At 67.5% G+C, this 24,902-nt stretch carries 17 protein-coding genes; 6 read left to right on the top strand and 11 right to left on the bottom strand.

Annotation, left to right across the window (positions count from 1 at the left end; all coding sequences use genetic code 11):
• Positions 1 to 93: 93 nt before the first annotated feature.
• The 8 genes from ACIGJG_RS30110 to ACIGJG_RS30075 form a co-directional block, all read right to left on the bottom strand.
• The gene (locus ACIGJG_RS30110; protein ID WP_483673650.1) at positions 94 to 2,187 is read right to left on the bottom strand and encodes an acetate--CoA ligase family protein; all 2,094 of its coding nucleotides are present in this window, start codon (positions 2,185 to 2,187) and stop codon (positions 94 to 96) included.
• Between the two features lie 36 nt (positions 2,188 to 2,223).
• Complete coding sequence (locus ACIGJG_RS30105) at positions 2,224 to 3,210, bottom strand: tripartite tricarboxylate transporter substrate binding protein (protein ID WP_483673649.1); 987 nt, start codon at positions 3,208 to 3,210, stop codon at positions 2,224 to 2,226.
• Positions 3,211 to 3,279: 69 nt separating this feature from the next.
• Positions 3,280 to 3,633, bottom strand: a complete 354-nt coding sequence (locus ACIGJG_RS30100) for a Zn-ribbon domain-containing OB-fold protein (RefSeq protein WP_140953389.1) — start codon at positions 3,631 to 3,633, stop codon at positions 3,280 to 3,282.
• Entirely contained in the window at positions 3,630 to 4,775 is a 1,146-nt protein-coding gene (locus ACIGJG_RS30095; protein ID WP_483673648.1) for a thiolase family protein, read from the bottom strand. Before ACIGJG_RS30095 ends, ACIGJG_RS30100 begins: the two co-directional genes overlap by 4 nt.
• Positions 4,775 to 6,016: an ABC transporter substrate-binding protein gene (locus ACIGJG_RS30090; RefSeq protein WP_011300011.1), complete on the bottom strand. Its 1,242-nt coding sequence runs from the start codon at positions 6,014 to 6,016 to the stop codon at positions 4,775 to 4,777. Before ACIGJG_RS30090 ends, ACIGJG_RS30095 begins: the two co-directional genes overlap by 1 nt.
• Before the next feature lie 60 nt (positions 6,017 to 6,076).
• Complete coding sequence (locus ACIGJG_RS30085; RefSeq protein ID WP_140953386.1) at positions 6,077 to 7,138, bottom strand: cyclase family protein; 1,062 nt, start codon at positions 7,136 to 7,138, stop codon at positions 6,077 to 6,079.
• Between the two features lies 1 nt (position 7,139).
• Complete coding sequence (locus ACIGJG_RS30080; protein WP_483673646.1) at positions 7,140 to 7,958, bottom strand: IclR family transcriptional regulator; 819 nt, start codon at positions 7,956 to 7,958, stop codon at positions 7,140 to 7,142.
• 145 nt (positions 7,959 to 8,103) lie between these two features.
• Positions 8,104 to 9,837 (bottom strand): sigma-54 interaction domain-containing protein, encoded by a 1,734-nt coding sequence (locus ACIGJG_RS30075; protein WP_011300014.1) that lies wholly within the window; start codon positions 9,835 to 9,837, stop codon positions 8,104 to 8,106.
• A 173-nt stretch (positions 9,838 to 10,010) separates the two neighbouring features.
• On the opposite strand from ACIGJG_RS30075, the gene ACIGJG_RS30070 reads away from it, so the two are divergent.
• The 4 genes from ACIGJG_RS30070 to ACIGJG_RS30055 all read left to right on the top strand — a co-directional run bounded on the left by ACIGJG_RS30070 (position 10,011) and on the right by ACIGJG_RS30055 (position 18,486).
• Positions 10,011 to 11,558, top strand: a complete 1,548-nt coding sequence (locus tag ACIGJG_RS30070) for an acyl-CoA carboxylase subunit beta (RefSeq protein WP_041680143.1) — start codon at positions 10,011 to 10,013, stop codon at positions 11,556 to 11,558.
• A 73-nt stretch (positions 11,559 to 11,631) separates the two neighbouring features.
• Positions 11,632 to 14,949, top strand: coding sequence for an acetyl-CoA carboxylase family protein (locus ACIGJG_RS30065; protein WP_483673645.1), 3,318 nt, complete (start codon positions 11,632 to 11,634; stop codon positions 14,947 to 14,949).
• Positions 14,950 to 14,992: 43 nt separating this feature from the next.
• A complete protein-coding gene (locus ACIGJG_RS30060; RefSeq protein WP_483673644.1) occupies positions 14,993 to 17,455 on the top strand; it encodes a CaiB/BaiF CoA transferase family protein in 2,463 nt (820 codons plus the stop codon).
• A 47-nt stretch (positions 17,456 to 17,502) separates the two neighbouring features.
• The gene (locus ACIGJG_RS30055; RefSeq protein WP_011300018.1) at positions 17,503 to 18,486 is read left to right on the top strand and encodes a Bug family tripartite tricarboxylate transporter substrate binding protein; all 984 of its coding nucleotides are present in this window, start codon (positions 17,503 to 17,505) and stop codon (positions 18,484 to 18,486) included.
• On the opposite strand, the gene ACIGJG_RS30050 is transcribed toward ACIGJG_RS30055, so the two are convergent.
• Entirely contained in the window at positions 18,473 to 20,128 is a 1,656-nt protein-coding gene (locus tag ACIGJG_RS30050) for an ATP-dependent DNA ligase (protein ID WP_483673642.1), read from the bottom strand. The two genes, ACIGJG_RS30055 and ACIGJG_RS30050, sit on opposite strands and share 14 nt — an antisense overlap.
• Entirely contained in the window at positions 20,125 to 21,231 is a 1,107-nt protein-coding gene (locus tag ACIGJG_RS30045; RefSeq protein ID WP_483673640.1) for a ligase-associated DNA damage response exonuclease, read from the bottom strand. Before ACIGJG_RS30045 ends, ACIGJG_RS30050 begins: the two co-directional genes overlap by 4 nt.
• Positions 21,232 to 21,586: 355 nt before the next feature.
• On the opposite strand from ACIGJG_RS30045, the gene ACIGJG_RS30040 reads away from it, so the two are divergent.
• Entirely contained in the window at positions 21,587 to 22,258 is a 672-nt protein-coding gene (locus tag ACIGJG_RS30040) for a TetR/AcrR family transcriptional regulator (protein WP_483673638.1), read from the top strand.
• A gap of 55 nt (positions 22,259 to 22,313) precedes the next feature.
• Here the strand turns inward: ACIGJG_RS30040 and ACIGJG_RS30035 are convergent, their stop codons facing one another.
• Entirely contained in the window at positions 22,314 to 23,642 is a 1,329-nt protein-coding gene (locus ACIGJG_RS30035; RefSeq protein WP_140949253.1) for a DUF1254 domain-containing protein, read from the bottom strand.
• A 215-nt stretch (positions 23,643 to 23,857) separates the two neighbouring features.
• Between ACIGJG_RS30035 and ACIGJG_RS30030 the strand changes: the two genes are divergently transcribed.
• On the top strand, positions 23,858 to 24,883 hold the full coding sequence (locus ACIGJG_RS30030; RefSeq protein WP_425332974.1) for a Bug family tripartite tricarboxylate transporter substrate binding protein: 1,026 nt from the start codon (positions 23,858 to 23,860) through the stop codon (positions 24,881 to 24,883).
• Positions 24,884 to 24,902 lie beyond the last annotated feature (19 nt).

Genomic DNA, 24,902 nt, shown 5'->3' with positions numbered 1-24,902 from the left:
CCGGCTTCTCCGCCAGGGCGCGGCGCCTGGCGGAGAAACAGGAAGCCACCAAGGGTCCGATTCCGGGGCTCGAGCGCAGGGACAGCACTTTGTCTAAAGCGAACCTCCTGCGATCTCCACCAGCGCATCCACAACCACGACACCACCGGCGTTCACCATCACCGGATTGAGATCCACCGACCGGATCTCCCCGCCAGCTGCGTGCACCATATCGCCGACCTGAACCGCCAGCCGGCACAGTGCCGCGAGATCCACCGCCAGTTCGCCGCGCACGCCATACAGCAAAGGCGCGATGCGGAGTCCTTCGAGCGCGCGGGCTACGTCAGCCTCCCGACAAGGCGCCAGCAGTACAGCCGTGTCGCGCAGCACCTCGACATACTTGCCCCCGTCCCCGACCACCAGTACAGCGCCGAACACCGGATCCCAGTGCGCGCCGATCATGCATTCGCGCTGGGCGCGAGACATGCGGGCGACCACGACGCCTTCGCACGTCGCGCCCATCTTTTCCAGCGTGCGGGTCTGGGCAGCAAAGGCGCTGGCAACCGATTCCGGATCGTTGCAGTTCAAAGCCACCAGCCCGTATTCGCTCTTGTGCGGCACCTGTGGCGAGCTGGCCTTGACTGCGACCGGCGCGCCGATGCGTTGCCATGCGGCGACTGCTGCATCGACGTGGCGGCACACGTAGTGCTCGACCACCGGCATGCCGGCGGCCGCGAGACGGCCAAGGCTGGCGGCTTCACTTAGCGTCGCGCCTGCAGTCACCGGCAGCGCGGGGCGAGCCGGCACCGGCGGCTCGCCTTCGGCTTCGATCTGCCGCAGGCGCTCCTGATGAGAGACCACCTGCGAGAAGGCGGACAGCGCTTCGGCTGCATTGGCGTAGGTCGGCACGCCGGCCTGACGGAATGCGTCGGCCACCGGCTGCTGCCAGACGGCGACGGCGATGGGCTTGCCCGCGGTGTCGGCAAACGCGGCGGCGTCGCGGGCAAATCGCGGCACGTCGTAGCCCATGCCGGAGACTGGGATATCGAGCAGGAACAAGTCGGCGGAAGGATCCTGCCCGACCACGGGCAGCACCTCGCCGAATAACGCGCTGTTGGTGAGCAGCGCGGCCGTGACATCTACCGGGTTCGCCGTTGCGGCAAAGCCTGGCAGGCGTTCAGCGAGCGCTGCCTGGGTGGCGTCGGATAGCGGCGCAAGCGTCAATCCGAACGACTGGGCCGCGTCGGCCGCCATGACGCAGCTGGCGCCCGAGTTGCTTACCACCACCAGCCGGCGCCCGCTGGCGTTCCAGCCGCGCAGGTACATCGGCGCGCAGCGTGCCAGCGCGTGGGCATCGTCGACGCGCCAGATGCCATGGCGGGCCAAGAACGCGTCGACAGCGCGGTCTTCGTTGGCGATGGCGCCGGTGTGCGAAGCCGCGGCGCGCTGCCCGTCCTGCGAGCGGCCAGCCTTGACGGCCACGATCGGCACATTGCGAGCACGTGCGACGCGTGCGGCTTCGGCCAGCACCTCGGGATCGGACAGGCTCTCCAGATACAGCAGCACCAGCCGCACGCCGGGATCATGCGCGACGGCCAGCGCCAAGTCGCTGACCGTGATGTCGGCCTGGTTGCCCGTGGCGTGCATATGGCGCACGCCGATGCCCTGTCCGCGCAGCAACCCGTAGACCATTGCCGCCACGCCGCCGCTCTGGCTGACCACTGCCACCGGTCCGTCCTGGGGTGGCACCTCGATGAACATCGTGGAGAAACTCGCGATCGCACCGCTGCCGAAGTTGGCCAGCCCCTGGCTGTTCGGGCCAACCAGCCGCAGGCCGGTGGCGCGCGCGGCGCGCACCATCTCGTCCTGCTGGCGGCGGCCTTCGGCGCCCGCTTCACCAAAGCCTGAGGCGATCACGATAGCCGCCGCCACGCCGAGCCGCGCACAGTCGTGCACGGCCTGCACCGCAGCTTCGCCGGCCACGATGATGATGGCCAGCTCAGGCACTTCCGGCAGCGCGTCCAGCGTGGGATAGGCGCGCAGCCCCTGGATGGTGTCGCGCTGCGGATTAACGGGATAGAGCGTGCCGGCATAGCCGTGCGCCTTCATGTAATGGATGGGCCGGCCGCCGATCTTGTGGATGTTGTCGGAAGCACCGATCACGGCAATCGAGCGCGGGGAGAGCAGGGGCTGGAGTGGGGCGGTCATGAGCAAGGCTTGATCGGGTAGGCGGATAGTGAGAGGTCAGTCGATGGTGGCGCCCGAGGTCTTGACGACCCTGGCCCACTTGTCGATTTCCTGCCCGATGATGCGGGCGGTGGCGGCGGGCTCGGTCCATTCGGCGGCGAAGCCCTGCGAGGCAAAGCGCGCGCGCACGTCCGGGTCCTGCAGGACAGCCTTGAGCGCGCCGTTGAGCGTATTGAGGATCGCCGGCGGCGTGCCGGCCGGGGCCAGCAGCGCATTCCAGGCGCTGGCCTCGTAGCCGGGCAGGCCGGCCTGCGCGATGGTCGGTGTGTCCGGCGCGGCGGGCGAGCGGGTGGCGCCCGTGATGGCGAGCGCCTTGAGCTTGCCGTCGCGCACGAACGGCATGGCCGACAGCATCGTGTCGAACATCACCGTGGCCTGGCCGCCCATGACGTCGGTCAGCGCGGGCGCGCTGCCTTTGTACGGCACGTGCGTCATGTGGATGCCCGCCATGCTGTTGAACAGTTCCGCGGCGAGGTGCGTGGACTGGCCGTTGCCCGAACTCGCAAAGGTGACCTGTCCCGGTTTGGCCTTGGCCAGTGCGATCAGCTCGACCACATTGCTGGCCGGCGTGGCGGGAGCGGTCACGAGTACCAGCGGGCCACGCGTGAGCATGCTGACAGGCGCGAAATCCTTGCGCGTGTCGTAGCCGGGTTTGCTGAACAGCGTCATGTTGATGGCATGCGCGGTGGTGGCGACCAGCAGCGTGTAGCCATCCGGTGCGGACTTGGCCACGGCTTCGGCGCCGATATTGCCGCCGGCGCCCGGGCGGTTCTCCACGACCAGCGGCTGGCCTAGCTTTTCGGACAGCTTCTGCCCGACCACGCGGGCAACGATATCGGTCGGGCCGCCGGGCGGGTACGGCACCACGACGCGGATCGGTTTGTTCGGGAACGACTGTGCCTGCGCGACCGGGAGGGCAGTCGCGGACAGGACTACACAGGAAATCAGGGCGAGCGCGTGCCGCCGGGATCGATTCGGTGCCAAGTGGTTACTCCGGTTGTGAATGCCGGCCGGGACGGGGAGGCGCTTGCCGGCAGGGCGCCAGAGGCGGCGCTATTCGCGCTGGAAACGTAGCAGCGTGCGTTCGCCGAAGCGCAGGAAGCCCGCACGCACGCGGTCGCCGATGGCGACGCCGGGCTCGGCATGCCCCATCACGCGCGGGCCTTCGTCGAGCGTAGCGAGCACCAGCGTGTATGGGGCGAGCGCGCGGAACGCTTCATCGGGCGCGCGGCTGATCTCGGTGACGGCGTGGACGGTGGCGAGTCCGCGAGCATCGCGCCAGCGCAGCTGCAGGCCGCCGCAGCGACGGCAGGCATGGCGCTCCATCGGCTGCCAGGCGCCGCAGTCGTCGCAGCACTGGTAGCGCACCACGCCGACGTCCAGGCCATCGGTATAGGGATGGGTCATGGCATGGCCTCCAGCACCAGGCTGACGTGGGACGACAGCACGCCGCCGTCGGCATGGAACAGCGCGCGCCGGCGCGTGCCGGCCTGGCGTTCACCGGCGCGGCCCGCGAGCTGGCGCGCGGCTTCGGCCAGGTGCATCAGGCCGCCGGCCACGCCCGAATGCCCGAAGGCCAGCAAGCCGCCATGCGTATTGAGCGCCAGCGGGCCGTTACGTCCGAAATCGCCCGCGCGCAGCCGTGCCTGCGCCCGACCGCGTTCGGCAAGTCCGAGTTCTTCCAGCAGCATGACCAGCGTGATCGTGAACGAGTCGTAGATGGCCAGGTAATCGATGCTTTCCGCGCCGCCGCCAGCTTCGGCAAACGCGCGCCGCGCGGCGTCGGCGGCGCCGGTCTGCATGACGTCGTCGATCGCGCTCAGGTGCTGGTGCCGATGCGCCTGTCCTGCGCCCGCGATGCGCACCGGCGTGCCGACGCCAGGCTCGGCGGACACGACCACGGCAACTGCGCCATCGGAGATCGGGCAGCAATCCGACAGCCGCAGCGGCGTCGCGATGGCCCGTGCGGCACGCGCATCAGCCAGTGACAGCGGCTCGCGCAAATGTGCATCGGGATGGCTCGCCGCGTGCTCGCGCATCAGCACGGCAAAGCCCGACAGCGCATCGGCATCCATGCCGGCTTCATGCAGGTAGCGCGAGGCCAGCAGCGCGTAGTAGGCCGGCACCGAAGCGCCGTTCGGCACCTCGGCATGCGGTTCGCCGACCTGCGCCAGCGTCTGGATCGATTGGTCGCGGCTCTGGCCGCTAAGGCGGTTTTCGCCGGCCACGACCAGCACATGGCGGCAGCGGCCGGCGCGCACCAGTTCGTGCGCGAGCATTGCCATCACGCCGCCGGTAGCGCCGCCCGCGGCAACACCGTGCGCATAGGCCGGCGTGAGCGACGCGTACTCGCAGAAGCGGTCGGCCAGCATCAGGTGCGGCAGCGTGGTGGCGTAGCCGCACAGCACGCCGTCGATGTCCGCGCGCGCCAGTCCGCTGTCGGCCAGTGCGGCATCGGCGGCCTGCGCCATCAGCGTCAACGGCGTGCTGCCCTCCAGGCGGCCGAAGCGCGTGTTGCCGGTGCCGCGTACGTAGCTTGTGCGTGTCATCAGCGCTTGAGCAGCGGGCATTGCGACTTTGACGCGGGCATGAAAGCCTGGTCGCCCGGCACCGTTGCCAGTACCTTGTAGTAGTCCCACGGATACTTGGACTCGGCCGGGCTCTTCACTTCGAACAGGTACATGTCGTGGATCATGCGGCCGTCTTCGCGGATGCGGCCGTTCTTGGCGAAGAAGTCGTTGATGGGCATGGACTTCATCTTCTTCATCACCGCGGCGGTTTCGTCGGTGCCCGCGGCCTGCACGGCTTTCAGGTAATGCATGACCGACGAGTAGGCGCCAGCCTGGCTCATGTTCGGCATCTTCTTGACCTTCTCGAAGTAGCGCCGCGACCACGCACGCGTGGCGTCGTTCATGTCCCAGTAGAAGGCCTCGGTCAGCACCAGCCCGCTCGCCGTCTTGAGACCGATCGCGTGGATGTCGTTGATGTACAGCAGCAGGCCGGCCATGCGCTGCGCGCCGTTGCGCGTCAGGCCGAACTCCGACGCGGCCTTGATCGCGTTGACGGTGTCCCCGCCCGCATTGGCGAGCCCTACGACCTGCGCCTTGCTGGCCTGCGCCTGCAGCAGGTAGGACGCAAAGTCGCTCGCGCCGATCGGATGGCGCGCGGCGCCCAGCACCTTGCCGCCGGCTTCGTTGATCACCGCGGTGGCCGAGTCCTGCAGCGTATGGCCGAACGCGTAGTCCGCGGTCAGGAAGAACCAGGTCTTGCCACCACGCTGCACCATGGCGCGTGCGGTCGTATTGGCGAGCGCATAGGTGTCGTACGCGTAGTGCACCGACACCGGCGTGCACAGGTCGTTGGTAATGCGCTCGCTGCCCGGGCCCGAGAACACCACGATGTGGTTCTTCTGCTTGGCCACGTCCAGCACGGCCAGCGCCGGCGCGGAGGCCGCCACGTCGAGGATGGCATCGACATGTCCCGTGTCGAACCATTCGCGTGCCTTGTTGGCGGCAATGTCCGCCTTGTTCTGGTGATCGACCACCACCAGTTCGATCTTCTTGCCCAGTACCTTGCCGCCGAAATCGTCGATGGCCATCTGCGCGGCCGTGGCGCTGCCGCGGCCTGTGACATCGGCGTAGAGGCCGCTCATGTCGAGCAGCATGCCGATCTTGACCATGTCGTCAGAGATGCCAGCCGCTGGCTGGGCGTGCGCGGCGCCGCAGGCCAGCGCGGCGGCCATGGCCAGCGTGCCGGCGGCCTTGCGGAACATCGAATGGTGTCGCTTCATGTCGTCTCCGTGGCTTGTTGTGTGCTGTTGTGTGCTGTCGTGTGTTGCTGTGTGGTGTGGTCAGACCGTGGCGATCGGTGTCACCGGCGAGCCGACTGCGCCCGGCAGGCGCAGGGGCGGCGCGGTGAGCTGGAAGCGCGTGCGGCCATTGGCGCGTAGCCAGTCGGCCAGTTCGCGCAGGTACCACAACTCGCCAAGCGGCAGGCCCAGCTTGAACAGGCAGTGGTGGTGCAGCGGCAGCAGCGGATGGTGCTTGTCGCCATCGGGCGCGGGGCGGGCAGGGTAGCGCTCGACGGCGTAGTTGTCGGCGATCAGTGCGGCAATGCCGGCATCGGTGATCCATTGCAGCAGCTTGTCGTCGCGCCCGTCGAGCGCGCAGCAGCTGTGGTGCAGCACCGCTTCGTCGGGCTCGCGCTGCATCGACAGCACCACCTCGGCAAAGCCCGTGCGCAGCAGCAGCATGTCGCCGGGCTCGGCTTCGGCCTGGGTGGCGTCCATGGCGCGCATCAGGTCGTCATAGCCGACGTTGCGGAAATCCATGCCGAACGTGTGCGCCAGATCCACCAGCACGCCGCGACCCTGCATGCCCCTGACCGCGAAGTTCTCGATGCCCAGCGCCTGCGCGGCGCTGTGGTCGTGGCCGTGGTCGCACGGGTGGGCCGCGAAGTGGTCGTCCTCGGCATAGTCCACGGGGCCGACGATATGCTCGTTGGCGCGATAGCCGTTGTAGTAGACGCGCTCGGGCTTGCCGTCGCCATCGGCATCGAACAGCGCGCCGACGTGCGCGAGCGAATCCCATTGCGTGCTGTACTGCAGGCACATCAGCACCTGGTCGTCGCTGATGACGTCGGTCGCGGCCGGGTCGACCTTGGCCAGCGGGAAGTTCACGTACGGGATGTCGTCGCGGAACGTCGGGCGCAGTATCGGCGGATGGCGGCGCGGGTTGAGCTTGTTGCCACCGGGGTAGTCGAGCGGCAGCGACAGGCAGAAGCTCAGGCCGGCCTGCACCTCGCGCGCGCCTTTCACGACCTGCTCGGGGCCGATCAGGTTGATGCGGCCGAGCTGGTCGTCGGGCCCGAAATCGCCCCAGTTGGAACCCTGCGGACGTTGCTTCCAGCGCATGTCATGCCTCCTCTCGCGTGCGTGGCCGGGCCGCCGGCCGTTCTCGTTCGGTGTCGGGAATGGCGCCGCTGCGCGGGCGCCAGTTCTGGCAGATGGCATCGGCCTCGCGCCGCAGCGCACGCGCCATCGCGGCTTCGCGCTCGGTGATGCGTTCGTTGAGCGCGGCGATGCTGATCGCACCTAGCGGGTAGCCGTCCGGGCCGGGCAACGCGATGGCGATGCCGCCCATGCGCTCGACCACCACGTCCAGCAGCACTGCGTAGCCGCGCTCGCGCGTGGCTTGCACGTGGCCGAGCAGCATGGATTTGCTGAAGCGTGGATAGCGGCGCATGGCCGGGGCAATGCCTTCGATCACGGCCTCTATCTCCGCGTCGGGCAGCGCGGAGAGCAGCGCCAGGCTGCCCGCGCCGATGCCGAGCGGCCGGCGGCTGCCGATGTCCAGGTAGTTCGCGCGGATCGGGAACGTGCCCAGGCGCAATTCGATACAGACCGACTCGCAGCCGCTGGGCACGGACAGGATGGCGCTGTCCTGGAACGCATTGGCCAGCCGGATCAGTGCGGGGCGGACCAGCGGGCGCAAGTCGGTGCGATGCACGGTGGTGGCGTGCAGGGTCAGCCACTCCGGGCCGGGCATGAACGCCTTAGTCACCGCGTCGCGTTGCACCATCCCTTCTGCCACCAGCGTTTCCAGCAGGCGCAGCGCCGACGCCTTGTCGACCCCGGCGGCGTTCGCGAGGTCGGTCAGGCGGCTGTTACGGACATCGGTCAGCGCGCGCAGCAGGCGGCAGGCCTTCTGCAGCGAGGTGCTCGGAATGGTCACGCCGGTATGTCTCCTTGTCAGGTTTTCGTCATTTGAAACCTGTAGGAGCGGTTATAGGCGATCAGGCAAGGGCCGTCATCCTGCGGCGCAGAAAAATTTTGCGGGATGAAACTCTGACGCTGCTACTTGCGCACGCCGTTCCGACTCACCCGCCGGGCCCGCGCTCCAATATCTTGTACAGATGCGAACGCGAAATCCGCAGTTGTTCGGCGGCGCGCTTCTTGTTGCCGCCATGACGCGCAATCGCGTCGACCACTGCCGCATAGGCAAGCTCGCTCATCCCCGCCGCAGGCTCACTAACCGGCAATGCCGCATTCGATGCCCTGCTGTCCGTTTCAACCTCTTCATGCGAATACGCCCGCGCCAGTGGATGCACGACCGGCTCGCTTTCCAGGCCCACGAGCCCACGCGCCGATTCGCCACGCGCAAAGTCGGTAGCCCTGAGCATGCGGCCATCGCAGAACACCAGCGCTTCCTCGATACGCTGGCGCAACTGGCGCACATTGCCCGGCCACGGCTGGCCCGCAAGGTGCCGCGCGACGTCATGGTCGACCTTCGGCACCGGCACGCCGTTGCGCGCACAGAACGCATTGACGAAGTGCTGCAGCAGCGCGGGAATATCCTCGCGCCGCTGTCGCAGCGCCGGAATGCGCAGCACCACGCCGCTGAGGCGGTAGTACAGGTCCAGCCTGAAGCGACCCGCATCGATCAGCGCCGGAATGTCGCGATTGGTCGCGGAGATCAGCCGGAAGTCCACGTGCTGCGCCCGGCGGCTGCCGAGTCGTTCGACCATGTGGTCCTCCAACACGCGCAACAACTTGACCTGCATCTCCATCGGGATGTCGGCGACCTCGTCGAGGAACACGGTGCCGCCAGCTGCGAGCTCAAGCTTGCCGGCCCGCCCATGCCGCTGGCTGCCCGTGAACGCGCCGGGCGCATGGCCGAACAGTTCGGACTCGATCAGCGTGGCGGGCAGCGCGGCCAGGTTCAGGCTGAGCAGCGGCCGCTCGCTGACGGGCTCGCGCCCCGCGTGGTGGATGGCGTTGGCAACCAGTTCCTTGCCGGTGCCGCTTTCCCCGAGGATCAGCACCGGCACGTCGAGCCGCGCAACAGTCTGGATTTCGCGGCGCAGGCGCTGCATCGGCGCGCTGTCGCCGATCAACCCGAGCGGCGGCTGGCCCTCGCGCAGGCCGTCCAGTTCGCGCTGGTAGCGCGCGACCTGCGAGCGCAGTTCGGACAGTTCATCGTGCATCCGGACCATGTCTTCCGGGCCCTTGAACATGATCTGGCCGATGGCGCCCACTACCTCGCCGTCCTGGCGGATCGGAATGCGGTTGACCACGCGCGTCACGCCATTCATCGGCTGAAGCTGCCCGATCTCGGCCTTGCCGCTGGCCACTACCTGCGCCAGCCGCGAATTCGGGATGACGTCGGCGGCCGGGCGACCGATGCCTTCGCCGGTATCGAGGCCCAGGAATTTTTCGTGGACGGGGCTCATGAACCGCATGCGGCCTTGCCGGTCAGCCACGGTGATGGCCTGGTACGGGTCGGTCAGGAAATGGTTGAGGATGGCGCTGGCAAAGGGCACCGTGCCCAGGAAGTCGAACAGTACGGTGTGCGTATCGGCGCGGTGCAGCAGGATGATCTGCTGCGCTGCGTCCTCGAGACACAGGCCGACGTAGCGGTGACCGCCAGCCTCCACGGGAAACAGCCGCCTACCCGCCGTGCGATCCGCCGCTCCGGCACAAGCAGCTTCCGCCGCTTCCGCAGTGCTGGGGTCAGCACAGACCCCTATCGCCGATAGCCGCTTCCCTTCGCGTGACCGGATTACCGCGCCGAGGGCGGGCGGGGTCGGCCCTTGTGTTGTCGATGAGGACACCGTCTGTCTCCGTGTGTGTCCTCTGTGTGGACACATCCTGTCGTTATCGCGGACATCATAGCTGCGCAAAAAAGAATCCTCAATGAAATCAACGGCTCGCGGGGTGTCGCCGGGTTGGCATGGCTTGTGCGGTACTGGATCCGATGCACGAACGAGAACTCCGGAGACACACCGTGACCTGGCAGCCCGAAATTGACGAACTCGCCTACCGCCGCCGCCTGGCCGAGCGCATGGGCGGCGAAGAGAAAGTGGCGCGCCACCGCGAGGCCGGCAAGCTGACCGTGCGCGATCGCGTCGCCGGCATTGCCGACCCGGGATCGTTCCGCGAGGTCGGTGGCCTGAGCGGCAGCGGCCGCTATGACAGCAATGGCCGGCTGGTGGACCTGGTGCCGTCGAACCTCGTGATGGGCCGCGCGAAGATGGGCGGGCGGCCCGTGGTGCTGGTGGGCGACGATTTCACGGTGCGTGGCGGCGCCAACGATGGCGCGGTTGGCGACAAGCTCGTCCACGCCGAGAAGATGGCGCACGATCTGCGCCTGCCGATGGTGCGGCTTGTCGACGGCACCGGCGGTGGTGGTTCGGTGCGCAATATCGAGATCAAGGGCCACACGCTGATTCCCACCATGAAGGTCTGGCAGCACGTGGTCGAGAACATGTCGGTGGTGCCCGTGGTGTCGCTGGCGCTCGGGTCCGTCGCGGGCATGGGCGCTGCACGCGTGGCAGCCAGCCATTACTCGGTGATGGTCAAGGAAACCTCGCAACTGTTCACCGAAGGCCCGCCCGTGGTCGCGCACATCGGCCAGCAACTGAGCAAGAACGAACTGGGTGGCAGCCACATCCACACGCGCAATGGCGTGGTCGACGACGAAGTCGCCACGGAGCGGGACGCGTTCGAGCATGCCCGCCGCTTCCTGTCCTACTTGCCGGCGTCGGTCCACGAACTCCCGCCGCGCACCGAGCCGTCCGATGATCCCGCCCGCCGCGACGAATGGCTGCTCTCTGCGATTCCGCGTGACAGCCGCGCGGTCTACAAGATCCGCCCGATCGTGCAGGCGCTCGTGGACGACGGTTCGTTCTTCGAGATCGGCCGGCAATGGGGTTGCGCCATCGTCACCGGGCTGGCCCGGCTCGATGGCTGGCCTGTGGCCGTGATCGCCAGCGACCCGTACTTCCATGGTGGCGGCTGGGACAGCGCGACCGCCGAGAAATTCACGCGCTTCGTCGACCTGGCGCAGACCTTCCACCTGCCCGTGGTCAATCTTGTCGACACGGCTGGCTTCCTGATCGGCCAGGAGGCCGAGCAGGCCGCGACCATGCGCCACGGCGTGCGCGCGCTCGCAGCGGTCTACCAGGCGACCGTGCCGTGGTGCTCGGTCATCCTGCGCCGCGCGTATGGCATGTCCGCGGCCGCGCATCAGCATATGGGCCGCTTCAATTGCCGCTATGCATGGCCTTCGGCGAACTGGGGCGCGATGCCGATTGAAGGCGGGCTCGAAGTCGCCTACAAGGCCGAGATCGAAGGCGCGGATGATCCGGTGCAGAAGCGCGCCGAGATCGAACAGCGCGTGCGCAGCCTGACCTCGCCATTCCGCAGCGCCGAAGCCTTCGTCATCGAAGACATCATCGACCCGCGCGAGACCCGCACGCTGCTGTGCGAATTTGCCAACCTGGCGGCGCCGCTGCGCGAAGCGGGCATCAGCCGCTTCGGCATCCGTCCCTGAGCGGGCCGCACGCAACAAGCACGCAATACCAGTCACTGGCCGCAGAAGCCGCAATCTGAACGAGGAGACAAAATTGAACAAGCTGTTGATCGCCAATCGGGGCGAGATTGCCTTGCGCGTGCTGCGCGCGGCACGCGACCTGGATATCGCCACGGTGGCCGTGTATTCGCAGGACGACGCCAGCTCGCGGCATCGCATGCTGGCTGACGAGGCGATTGCCCTCGACGGCTCAGGGCCGGCCGCCTATATCGACATTGCGGGAATCATCACCGCCGCGAAGGCATCCGGTTGCGATGCGATCCACCCAGGCTATGGCTTCCTGAGCGAGCGCGCTGATTTTGCGCAGGCGTGCGCCGACGCCGGCATCCGGTTCATCGGGCCGACGGTCGAACAGCTTGCGTTGTTTGGCGACAAGGGAAGGGCGCTTGAGCTGGCGATGGAAAGCGATGTGCGCGTCATGCCCGCCACGCGCGGCGGTGCTTCGCTCGAAGACATCACGAGCTTCTTCGACAAGCAGGGCGATGCCGGCGTGGTGATCAAGGCCGTTGGCGGCGGCGGTGGCCGCGGCATGCGCGTGGTCAGGCGGCGCGAAGACCTGGCCGAAGCGTATGCGCGCTGCCGGTCGGAGGCAGCTTCCGCGTTCGGCGTCGATGCGCTGTACGCCGAACGGCTAGTGAGCCGCGCGCGCCATATCGAAGTGCAGATCGCCGGCGACGGCACCCATGTCGTCGCGCTGGGCGAGCGTGACTGCACCTTGCAGCGCCGCTTCCAGAAACTCGTGGAGATCGCGCCGAGCCCCGTGCTGCGGCCCCAGCTGCGCGACGAGATCATCAAGTCCGCCCTGAGGCTTGCGCGCTGTGTGAATTACCGCAGCCTTGGCACGTTCGAATTCCTGGTCGAGGAAACGGAATCGGGCGAGCAGAAGGACTTCGTCTTTATCGAAGCCAACCCGCGCCTGCAGGTCGAACACACCATCACCGAGCAGGTCACCGGTGTCGACCTTGTCGCGCTGCAGATCGGCCTCGCGGCAGGGCGCACGCTTGCCGATCTCGGGCTGGACCCGGCGTCGCCGCCGCAACCCAAGGGCTTTGCGATCCAGGTGCGCATCAACGCGGAAAGTACCGATGCACAGGGGCTTGCGCGTCCCGCGTATGGCCGGCTCGAACGCTTCGATCCGCCGTCCGGTCCCGACGTCCGCGTCGATTCCCACGGCTACACCGGCTATGAGCCGTCGCCCAACTTCGACACGCTGCTCGCCAAGCTGATCGTCAGCAGCGCCGCACCAAAGTTCGAGGCCGCCGTGCGGCGCCTGCAGCGCAGCCTGGCGGAGTTCCGCATCGTCGGCGTGCCGACCAACATCAACCTGCTGCGCGCGCTGGTGCAGCGCGACGACTTCCTCACGCAGGATGTCCATACCCGCCACTTCGAGGCGATCCTGCCGGCGCTGGCGGCTTCGGCAGAGGCGGTCGCGGAAGCCGGCCGCGCGCAGGAGGCGCTGCTCGGCGATGCCTCTCGCTCGCCCGCTGCACACGCGTCCAGATCGCATGAAGCCGAGGAAGAAGTCGAGGACGGCCTCGTGGCAATCTGTGCCCCGCTGACCGGCCGCGTCGTGGAGATCGCCGTTGGTCTTGACGAGATCGTCAAGCCCGGACAGACCGTTGCCGTGCTCGATGCCATGAAGATGGAACACGCGATCACCGCCGAATGCGGTGGCCGCGTGGTCGACCTGCGGCTGGAGAAGGGTGCGCTGGCAGCGGAAGGCCAGATCCTGATCGTGGTGGAGCAGGTTGAGGCGGAGGGCGTGGCGGTGGATGCGGCGCAGAAGGCCGACCCGAACGCCATCCGCGCGGATCTGCAGCGCGTGCTGGACCGGCACGCGTTTCTCGATGACGCCGCGCGTCCCGACGCCGTCGCGCGGCGCCGCTCGCGTGGCCAGCGCACTGCGCGCGAGAATCTGGCCGACCTGTGCGATGCCGATACCTTCGTGGAATATGGCGGGCTGGCCCTTGCGGCGCAGTCGTCTCGCCGTACGAAGGACGATCTCATCGTCAACACGCCCGCGGACGGGCTGATCACCGGCATCGGCAACATCAACGGCGCACTGGTCGGCAAGGACCGTGCGCGCAGCGCGGTCATGGCCTACGACGCGACGGTGCTCGCCGGGACGCAAGGCAAGCGCAACCATATCAAGACCGACCGTATCGTCGAAGTGGCGTTGCGCGATGAACTGCCGCTGGTGCTGTTCGCCGAAGGCGGTGGCGGCCGGCCCGGAGATGTCGATTTCCCGTCTGTGTCAGGCCTCTACCAGCCGTCCTTTGCCGCGTTCGCGGAACTGAGCGGCGAGGTGCCGGTGGTCGGCATCGTGTCGGGCCGCTGCTTTGCGGGCAATGCGGCTTTCCTCGGCTGCTGCGACGTGATCATCGCCGACAAGTCGGCCAACATCGGCATGGCAGGGCCCGCGATGATCGAAGGGGGCGGTCTCGGCATCTACCGCCCCGAAGAGGTCGGTCCCGCGCCCGTGCAGTTCGCCAATGGCGTGATCGACGTGCTGGTAGAGAACGAGGCGGAAGCCGTGCAGGTCGCGAAGCACTACCTGTCCATGTTCCAGGGACGCGTCGAGCACTGGAGTGCGCCGGACCCGCTGGCGCTGCGCCATGTCGTTCCTGAAAACCGTCTGCGCGTGTACGACACGCGCAAGGCCATAGAAGGCATTGCCGATGCCGGCAGCGTGCTGATGCTGCGCGGCGGGTTTGGCGCGGGCATCCACACCGCGCTGGCGCGCGTGGAAGGGCAGGCGGTTGGCATCATGGCCAACAACCCCTACCACCTCGGCGGCGCCATCGACGCCGATGCGGCCGACAAGGCATCGCGCTTCATGCAGCTGTGCGATGCGCATGGGCTGCCGATCGTCTCGCTGATCGACACGCCGGGATTCATGGTCGGGCCGGAGTGCGAAGCGCAAGCGCAGGTGCGGCACGTATCGCGCATGTTCCTCACAGCCGCGAAGCTGCGCGTCGCGCTGCTGGCCGTGACGCTGCGCAAGGGCTATGGGCTTGGCGCCATGGCGATGGCGGGCGGTGGCTTCCGCTCCGCGAGCTTCACTGTCTCGTGGCCCACCGGCGAGTTCGGACCGATGGGTCTGGAAGGTGCCGTGAGACTGGGCTTCAAGAAGGAACTCGAAGCAGTGCCGGATGGCCCCGAGCGCAAGGCGCTGTTCGACCAGCTCGTCGGGCAGTCCTATGAGCGCGGGCATGCGATCAATACAGCAGCGGCCGTGGAGATCGATGCCGTGATCGACCCGGCCCAGACCCGGAAATGGATCGCGCAGGGCATCGCCTCCGCCGAACTGCGTAGCCGCCGCGCGCGCCGCGGCTTCGTCGATGCATGGTGAACGCGACCGCAGCGATTCCATCCACAACAGCCAGGAGGTTTGCATGATCAGGAATGGTCCTGACCCGGCGCAGCTTGCACTGCGCGGGCTGCGCGTACTCGAGATCGGCACCGGTCCGGCGCTGGCGTACGCGGGCAAGTTGTGCGCCGATTTCGGCGCCGAAGTCATCAAGGTCGAAAGTCCTGCGGGCGATGCCTGGCGGCAGATGCCGCCAATGGTCGATGTTCCCGGCGCCGAACCGGAAAGCGCGTTGTTCGCATGGCTGAACACGAACAAGCGCAGCGTCACGGCAAATGCCGACAATGCCGAAGACATTGCATGGATCGCTCAACTTGCGCGGACTTGCGATGTCGTGCTGGATGCGCGCGCATTGACGGAGGGTCCCGGCGTGCTTGCCAGTTCCGTCTGGTCGGGCGCTGCGCAGCCGCCGCACGAGCCGATCGAAGTGGCGCTCACATGGTTTGGCGAAAGCGGGCCGTACAGTGAATACGCAGGTGCGGAGTCCGTCTGCCGGGGTCTTGCGGGTGCGATCCACGGAAGCGGTCCCGTAGCGGGCCCGCCGCACATGCCCCACGATGTGCAGACCGCAATCGCCGTCGGCCTGCAGGTGTTCTCGTCCGCCGTTGCGGCGTTGATCGGCAGCGGGCAAGGCAGCCGCCGCTACGTGCTGAGCGCGCACGAAGCCGTCTTCGGCATGGTCGAGATGGAAGCGGGCATGGTGCCCGACAAGCGACACCCGCTGCGGCGCCTTGGCGTCAACCGCTTCTGCGGCACGCATCCGGCCGGCATCTTCGAGACCGCCCAAGGCTGGATCGGCATCTTCACGCACACGCTGCCGCAATGGAAGGCGCTGTGCGAGGCGATTGGTCGTCCGGAGCTGGGCAATGATCCGCGCTATGCGAATGGCCAGGAGCGCATGGCCCGCGCGGACGAGATCGACGATCTGCTCATTCCCGCCTTGCGCACGCGGACCGCGCAGGAATGGTTCGACATCCTTTGCGACAAGAAGCATCCGGCGGTGATCGTGCCGACGATGGAGCAGTTGCTGCGCCAGGACGTGCATCGGCAGCGCAATGCGTTCGTGCCGGTGGAAATCGGTGGCGTGGCGTTTGAAGGCCCGGTCGTGCCGCTGCGGCTCGATGCGGCCGGGCCACTGCTTGGCGGACCCGCTCCGGCAAAGGGCGCGCACGACGCCTTCTATCGCGCTGCGGGCCTTGATCACCACCCGCGCCGGCAACTTCGGCAAACCGCTTCGCCGCAACTGCCGCTGCAGGGCATTCGCGTCGTCGACCTGACGATGGGATGGGCAGGGCCGCTGGCGTCGCGGACGCTGGCCGATTTCGGCGCGGAGATCATCAAGGTCGAAAGCACTGGCTATCCCGACTGGTGGCGTGGCGCGAATTTCACCGAGGAGTTCTATCGGGAGCGGTTATACGAGAAGAACACCAACTTCCACCTGATGAACCGCAACAAGCTCGGCATCACGCTGGACCTGACGCAGCCCGAAGGCAAGCAGTTGCTGCTCGATCTTGTGGCGCGCGCCGATGCGGTGATAGAGAACTACTCGGCCGAGGTCCTGCCGAAGCTTGGTCTCGACTACGAGGCACTGCGCGCCGTGAACGAGCGGCTGGTCATGGTGTCGATGCCCGCATTCGGCCTCGGCAACGCGTGGAGCAACACCCGCGCGTATGGCGGCACGCTGGAGCAGGCAAGCGGCCTGCCGCTGCATACGGGGCATCCGGATGGTCCGCCCGCGATGACATCGTACGCGTACGGCGATCCGGTCGGCGGATTCAATGCCGGAGCAGCGATGCTGTTGGCGCTGTTCGCCCAGCAGGCGACTGGCAAGGGGCGGCACCTGAACCTGTCGCAGGTCGAAGCGATGTTGCCGATGGCGGCGCCGTTCATCATTGACCAATCGGTCAGCGGAACCGTCGCGCCACGGCAGGGCAATCGCCATCCGGTGAATGTGCCGCACGGCTGCTTCCGCTGCGCTGGCGACGACGCGTGGGTGGTCCTGACTGTCCCTGACGCGCACTGGCCTGCGCTGTGCCGCGCAATCGGCAGGGAAGACCTTGCAGCAGACGTGCAGCTTGCACATGCGGCCGGGCGGCGTACGCAGCAGGACAGGATCGATGCCGCCATCACGGCATGGAGTGCGGGCCGCGATCCCGAGACGGCCATGCAGTCGCTGCAACAGGCCGGGATTGCGGCTGGCGTGGTCCGTCCCATGTCACAGGTGCTGCAGGACAAGCATCTGCACGCGCGCGGGTTCTGGCAGCGCGTAGATCGTGCGCACAGCGGTCCCTACACGGCCAGCACTGCCTGGTGCCGTACCGGTATCGAACCCGTGCCTGTCCGCCATGTGTCGCCGACCCTGGGCGAGCACACCGACGAGGTCCTGACCCGTGTGCTCGGACTGAGCGCGCAGCGGCTGGCGGAGCTCGAACGGCTAGGCATCACGGGCAAGGCTGCCAAGCCGAAGGCATCTGGCAAGGCCGCGTAAGGTCAGCGAGACATCAAAAAAACACAGAGCAGCAACAGGAGACAAGCATGCAGAAATTCAACATGGCCGGTGCCGCACTGATCGCCCTGGCTTGCACCGTCGCCGGCCCGGCCGTCGCCGAGAGCGGCAGCTGGCCGAACAAGCCGATCCGTATGATCGTGCCGTTCCCGGCGGGCTCGTTCACCGATACCGTGGCGCGCGTCGTGTCGGAGCAGCTCAGCAAATCGCTGGGCCAGCCGGTGATCGTCGACAACAAGGGCGGCGCCAACGGGCTGATCGGCGTGGGCGAGGCGGCCCGTGCCGCGCCTGATGGCTACACGCTGCTGCTCACGAACTCGAGCAGCATCACCATCAACCACCAGGTCTACAAGAAGAGCAACTACAAGCCGAAGGACTTCGCGCCGGTCACGCTGGTGCTCGAGGCGCCGTTCATCCTCGTCACGAACCCGGAGTGGTCGCAGAAGCATGCGGTCGGCTCGGTGCCGGATCTCGTGAAGTTTGCCGCGCAGAATCCGGGCAAGATCAGTTATGGTTCGGCGGGCCCCGGCAATATCGCGCACCTGAGCTTCGCCATGCTGAACAACCGGACGAAGATCCAGACCACGCATATCCCGTACAAGTCGGCTGCGCAGGCCGAGCTGGCCGTGATGAGCGGAGAACTCGAAGCCGCGTTCGACCCGTGGACCGCGCTGCCGCAGATCAAGGTCGGAAAACTGAAGCCGCTGGCCGTCAGCTCGTCCAAGCGCATGACGCAGCTGCCTGACGTGCCCACGCTGGAAGAACTCGGCATCACGCCATTCAACGTGACCTTCTGGATCGGCATGCTCGCACCGGCCGGCACGCCGCCGCAGATCGTCCAGAGGCTCAACGCGATCACGCGTGGCTTGCTGGAGGACAGCAAGGCGAAGGCGGCGCTGGGGCAGCAGGGCGATGTGGTGATGATCGATTCGGCCACCTTCGCCAAACGCATCGAGAAGGAAGATGCGGCCTGGGGCGCGGTGATCCAGCGGGAAGGGATTACGCTGGACTGACGGGGAGCATCGCCTCCAGCGTGGCTAGCGTATCGGCCTCGTCGATCGGCTTGTCGGTGCGCCAGCGCAACATGCGCGGAAAGCGCACCGCAATGCCGCTCTTGTGCCGGCCGCTGCGGGCTATGCCTTCGAAGCCCAGCTCGAATACCTGCGTTGGCTCGACGCTGCGCACCGGGCCGAACTTCTCCACCGTGGTTCGCCGCACGATGGCGTCGACCGCGCGCATTTCCTCATCGGTCAGACCGGAATAGGCCTTGGCGAACGGCACCAGTGCGCGGTCCGGCGTCCCGGGCGGCGCGTTCCACACCGCGAACGTGAAGTCGGTATAGAGGCTCGCGCGGCGGCCGTGGCCGCGCTGCGCGTAGACCAGCACCGCATCGACCGAGTACGGGTCGATCTTCCATTTCCACCAGATACCCACGTCCTTGGTGCGGCCCGCGCCATAGGCCGCGCTTGCGGCCTTCAACATGAAGCCTTCCACGCCCATCTCGCGCGACGCCTCGCGCAGCCTGGCGAAGTGCGCCCAGTCGCCGGCCTGCACCAGCGGGCTCAGTTCGAGTGCCGGGTGCACGTGGCTGGCGACAAGCTGTTCCAGCCGTGCGCGGCGCTCGGCCTGCGGCCGCGTGCGCCAGTCTTCTCCCCGCCATTCGAGCAGGTCGTAGGCCATCAGAATCGCCGGCGCGTCGCGCAGCAGCTTAGCGTTCAGCGTCTTGCGGCCGATGCGCTGCTGCAGCAGCGCGAAGGGCTGCACGCGGCCCTGTTGCCAGATCACGATCTCGCCGTCGAGTACGGTGCCGTCAGGCAGTGCCGCGGCGGCCTCGACGATCTCGGGAAAGCGTTCGGTAATCAGTTCCTCGCCGCGCGACCACAGCCAGGTCTGATTGCCGCGGCAGACGAGCTGCGCGCGGATGCCGTCCCACTTCCATTCGACCTGCCAGTTGTCCGGGTCGCCCAGCACGGCATCGAACTGCTCCAGCGGAACCTGCAGCGGATGCGCGAGGAAGAACGGGAAGGGCTGGCCGTTGGCGCGCAGTTCGCGGTCGTCCTCGCTTTCGGGTGCGAGCAGTGCCTGGAATCGCGTTGCGTCGGGCCGCGCGGACAGGTCGGTGTAGCCGACCATGCGCTCGGCCACGCGTTTGGGGTCAATGCCGGCGACTTCACCCAGCGCTCGCGTCACCAGCAGCCGCGATACGCCCACGCGAAAGGCGCCGGTGATCAGCTTGAACAGCACCAGCCGGCCGTGCGCGTCGAGCGGCCGCCACAGCGCATCGAGGCGCGGCATCAGTTCGTCGGGCGGCAGGCCGCGCAGCGGCAGCAGGCGCTGCTCGACCCATTCGGCCAGGCCGGCATGATCAGAATCCATGGGGTCCGGCAACAACAGCGCGATGGTCTCGGCCAGGTCGCCCACGGCCTGGTAGCTTTCCTCGAACAGCCAGTCCGGCAGGTCGGCGGCCTGGCGTGCCATGTCGCGCAGCAGGGACACCGGCACGATCTGGCGTGGCTTGCCGCCCGCGAGGAAATACACGGCCCAGGCGGCGTCCTGCGGCGGCGCCGCGCGCAGGTAGTCCACCAGCGCGGCCAGCCGCGCCTTGGTGGAGGTGGTGCCGTCGAGCGCGGCGTAGAGATCGGCAAAGGCCTTCATGGCGCCGTATCCTCACTAGCGGCGGCTGGCTCAGCCTGCTCATCGGCGCGTGCGGATTCGTCGTCGTCGCCGTATTCGGTATCGAACGCCTGCGCCTGCCAGCCGCGCTCGCTGAGGTAGCGCACCATCACCGGCACATTGCCGTGCGTCACGATCACGCGGCCGGCGCCCGTCGCTTCGATCGCTTTCAGCAGCCCGGGCCAGTCGGCATGATCGGACAGCGCGAAGCCGCGGTCCACGCCGCGGCGCCGGCGCGTGCCGCGCAACTGCATCCAGCCGCTGGCGAACGCATCGGACGCATCGCCAAAGCGGCGCAGCCAAGGCGAGCGCTGCGCCGACGGCGGCGCCACCACCAGTGCCTGCCGCAAGAGCGGGCTGCGTGGCGGCAGTTCGGTGGCGAGCATCATCGGCGGCAGCGCCACGCCGGCTTCGGCATAGGCGGCGTTGAGCGTGGTCAGTGCGCCGTGGGCGATGACTGGCCCTGGCAGGCCGTCATCGCCGGCGTGGCGCAGCAGCCCGTGCAGGATGCGCTGTGCCTTGCCGAAGGTGTAGGCGTAAACGATGCTGGCGCGTCCTGCCTGCGCGTTGGCCTGCCACCAGTGGAAAACCTCCGCCATTAGTGCCGCCTGCGGCGGCCAGCGGTAGATCGGCAGGCCGAAGGTGCTTTCGGTGATGAAGGTGTCGCACGGCACCGGCTCGAACGGGTCGCAGGTGCCATCGGATTCCAGCTTGTAGTCGCCGGAGGCCACCCATACCTGGCCGCCGAATTCGAGTCGCACCTGCGCGGAGCCAAGCACGTGGCCGGCCGGATGCAGGCTCAGCGTGACGCCGTGGTGCGTGATGCGCTGGCCGTACGGCAGGGTGTCGAGCTGAATGCCAGGCAGCCGTGCCAGCAGCACGCCGCGACCGGGTTCGGCGCACAGGTAGTGCGCGTGGCCGAAACGGGCGTGGTCGGAATGGGCGTGGGTAATGACGGCGCGATCTACCGGGCGCCACGGGTCGATGTAGAAGTCACCCGGCGGGCAGTAAAGGCCCTCGGGGCGGGCGATGATAAGGTCGTGGGCGTGGCGGGATTCGGATGTGGGCGGCCGTGGGTGGTCCAAGCTTGCCTCCTGACGCACTGCGGCCCGCAAGCCGCCATGAAGACGCGAGCATCATACTTCGTGCGCTTACGGGTTGTGGAGCCGGTTGCGGCCGATTCGCGTGTCGGTGGGGTCTGACAGCGCGCTGGCCCCTGCGGCGTTTTGATCCTTGGAACCCTGGGGCTACGTGCTCTCGCGATGTGGCGTCCTGCCGCTGCCCTTCCTGGAACGTTCCAATCCAATTGCCTGAACGGCTCGGCGCTCTGATAATCCATCCAACCTCCCATCAAAAACTCCCGGAATGCCCCGCATCCGCACCCTAAGTTCCCTCGTCGCCGAGGCAAGCCACCCCGCCGGCAGGCCCCCGCCGGCCGAGGTGGCAACACCCGCCGCCGCACAGCAAAGCGAAACCGCCATGCGCATGCTGGAAATCGCGGAGCGGCTGTTCGCCGAGCATGGCATCGAGCAGGTGCCGCTGCGGCAGATCGTGGTCGAGGCGGGCCAGCGCAACCGCTCGGCCTTGCACTACCACTTCGGTTCGCGCGAGGCGCTGGTCGCCCATCTGCTGAACTTGCGGCTGGCCCATGTCAACGTGCTGCGCAACGCCTATCTCGATGAAGTCGAGGCCGCCGGCAAGGCAGGCGATGTGCGCGCGATCGTGCATGCATCGATCAGTGCCCTGGCCGATACCGTGGTCGACACGGCATGGGGTGGAAACTATCTGCAAGTGGCCGCGCAGACGATGTTCAGCCCGACGCTCTTCAACGCGGAACTGCTCGACAAGGATGCGATGACCGGGCTGGCGCGCACGCGTCGGATGGTCATGGCCGCGCTGCCCGACGTGCCGGCGAAGGTGATGGACTACCGCCTGATGTGGTTCAACCACGGCACGGTCTTTTCGCTGGCGGACTGGTACCAGCGCACGCGCGCCGAGCATGGCGCGCCGCCCGTCGACGAACTGGCCGACTACTGCACTGCAGGGCTCACGGGACCGGTCACGCGCACCACGAGCGCTCCGCGCCGCGCTGGCAAGGCGCGAAAGGGGTGAGCGCTGCCGCTGCCCGTGCAGCGGCATGACGTCACGCGCTCATGCGATTACGCGCTCAGGCACTGACGCGCCGGATGGGGGGATACGCGAAGGTCTTGTCCAGATGAGCCTTGCGCGGTACGTACAGGCGCAATGCGACATAGAAAGGTTCATCGGGCGCAGGCAGCCAGTTGCCTTGCAGTGATGCAGCAGCCGGTGCGCGCGAGCCCAGCAGCAGGCGCAGGCTGCCATCCGATTCATATTGCAGCGCCGGTGAACGGTCCCCGAGCGAATACCGGCACAACGGGTTTTCCACCAGCATGCAATCGGATTTTCGGTACAGCGTGAGCGACCAGAACGCATCGACCTGCGGCAGGCCGTCTGCCGGAAAGACCAGTTCATAGCTGGCGCGGCCGTCGAGGGGCTGCCCGTCGCCATCGCAATCGGCGATCAGGTACATCGCCTCTTCCATGCCCAGCGCGCCAATGTAGTTGCGCGCCACCAGCGCCCGCTCGAGATAGCGTTCGCCGAACGTGGACAGCAACTCGACCGGCAGGGACCAGCCGCCGCCGAGGTCCGACGGGATCGGTGCGGCGAGTTCGGCATCGAGCGCTGCCAGTGCGGCAGACAGGGCTTTCCGCTGCGCATCGTCCATCGTCCCCGCATCGCAATCTGCGCCAATGCCGACAGCGGCAAATCGGGCGACATGTGCTGCCTGTTCCGCAGGCGGGGGGTTGTCGCGCAACATGCGGTTGACCACGGTGGCGAAGCGTACCGGGTCGCCAGCGCGCTCACCGGGCTGCATGCCGACGTCGAATGCGTGCGCGGCTGGCGTGCCGTCGGGGCGGGTCAGGCTGACGGCGTCCTGCAAGCGATGCACCGCCGGCAGGTCGGCTTCGCCATCGACGAGCCAGCGGCCGATCATCCAGATTGCATGGGTCGGGCACGGCACCGCCTGCATGCCGGATGGAATCTCGCCTTGCCAGCGCGGGCCATGCAGCAGGTAGCGTCCGGCGCCAGTGCCGGTGGTCCGGCTGCCGATCCCGCCGAACGGGTTGGTGTAGGCATCGAGCAGCCCGAGCACGTAGTAGCGCCCCGCAGTGTCCGGCACGCTGATGCACACCGGTCCTTCCGAAAGATCAAGCCAGGCGTTGGTGTAAAGCGTGTCGTTGTTCGGCGTGACGACCTGTCGGTGCTGCGGACCGAGCAGCGCGCGCGAGTGGAACAGCTGGTTGACCCAGCGCAGCGTGGTGTCGGGCGTGTCGCCAGCGAAGGTTCCGTCGGTGCGGCGCCGCGGGCACGTGGCGGCGCGCATGCGCGCCATTTCATACAGCGGATAGGTGTAGACGACGGCGTCGCGCAGCAGCGCGGCTTGGTCGGAAGCAGGGGTGCGGGGAGCGTTCATGGCGATCTGCAGTCTCCGGTAGTCTTTTAATTCATCGTATTAAACCGTGGAAACAGGGTAGGCGCTGACCACGCGCGCGGGCATTGGGGTTTCCACCATGCCGGCCGGCGCCAGGCCTCTGTTACATTGTGTCTGAATTAATGCGGTGTATTAAAACAGGGCGACCCGCCATGGCATGCACTGCGGGCGGCACTGCCCGGCTATGTGGAGACAGCATGACCGTACACAGTCCCGTCCGCGCCGCACGGCGCTGGACCTTGTCGATTTCCATGCGCGCACTGGGCGCCGCGGCACTGGCGCTGTCGCTGGTGCCTGGCGTCGGTCAGAGCGCCGAGACCTACCCCGTGAAGCCCGTTCGCATGGTGGTACCGTATCCGCCCGGCGGACTGACCGACACACTGGCGCGCACGGTCGCCGACGGCCTGTCGCGCCGCCTGGGCCAGCCAGTAGTGGTCGAGAACCGTGCGGGAGCAGGCGGTGGAATCGGCACGGATTACGTCGCAAAGTCGGCGCCGGACGGCTATACGCTGCTGATGACGATACCGGGCCCGCTCACGGCCAATATCGCGCTCTACAAGCGGCTGCCGTACGATCCGCGCACCGACCTGCGGCCGATCTCCGACGTCGCTGTCGCGCGCACGGTGATGGCGGTCAATGCGTCGGTGCCAGTGAAGACGGTAGCCGAGTTGATTGCCTACGCGAAGAAGCAGCCGGGCAAGCTGGTGATGGGGTCGTGGGGGCCAGGCACGCAGCCGCACACGATCCAGGCGTATATGGACAAGACGTACGGGATCGACATGCTGCACGTGCCGTACCGCGGCGAGGGGCCGATGATCACCGACCTGCTCGGCGGGCAGGTGAACCTGACGGTGGGCTCGATCACGGCACTCAAGCAGCATATTGCCGACGGACGCCTGCGGGCGCTGGCGGTCGTGGGCCCCAGCCGCGCGCGGGCGATGCCCGACGTGCCGACCTTTGCCGAGTCCGGCTACAAGGACACGCCCTTTGCGCTGGTTGGCCCGGTCAGCCTGCTGGCGCCGGCGAAGACGCCGGATGCGGCGGTCGAGCGGCTGGGGCGCGAAGTCAGTGCGCTGGTCAAGACCCCGGCTGTGAGCCAGAAGATCGAGGACATGGGCGCGGAACCGCTGGGCAATCTGCCTGGGGAAGCGGTCGCCGCCTACAAGGCCTATCTGCCGGTGGTACTGAAGCTCACGGCGGATACGGGGGTGTCGCTGGAGTGAACCCATTCCCCATGCGCGC

The organism is Cupriavidus sp. C1SS-2L, assembly GCF_057073735.1.
The sequence above is the reverse complement of the archived record's forward strand: the minus strand, read 5'-3'. Positions and strand labels throughout refer to the sequence as shown.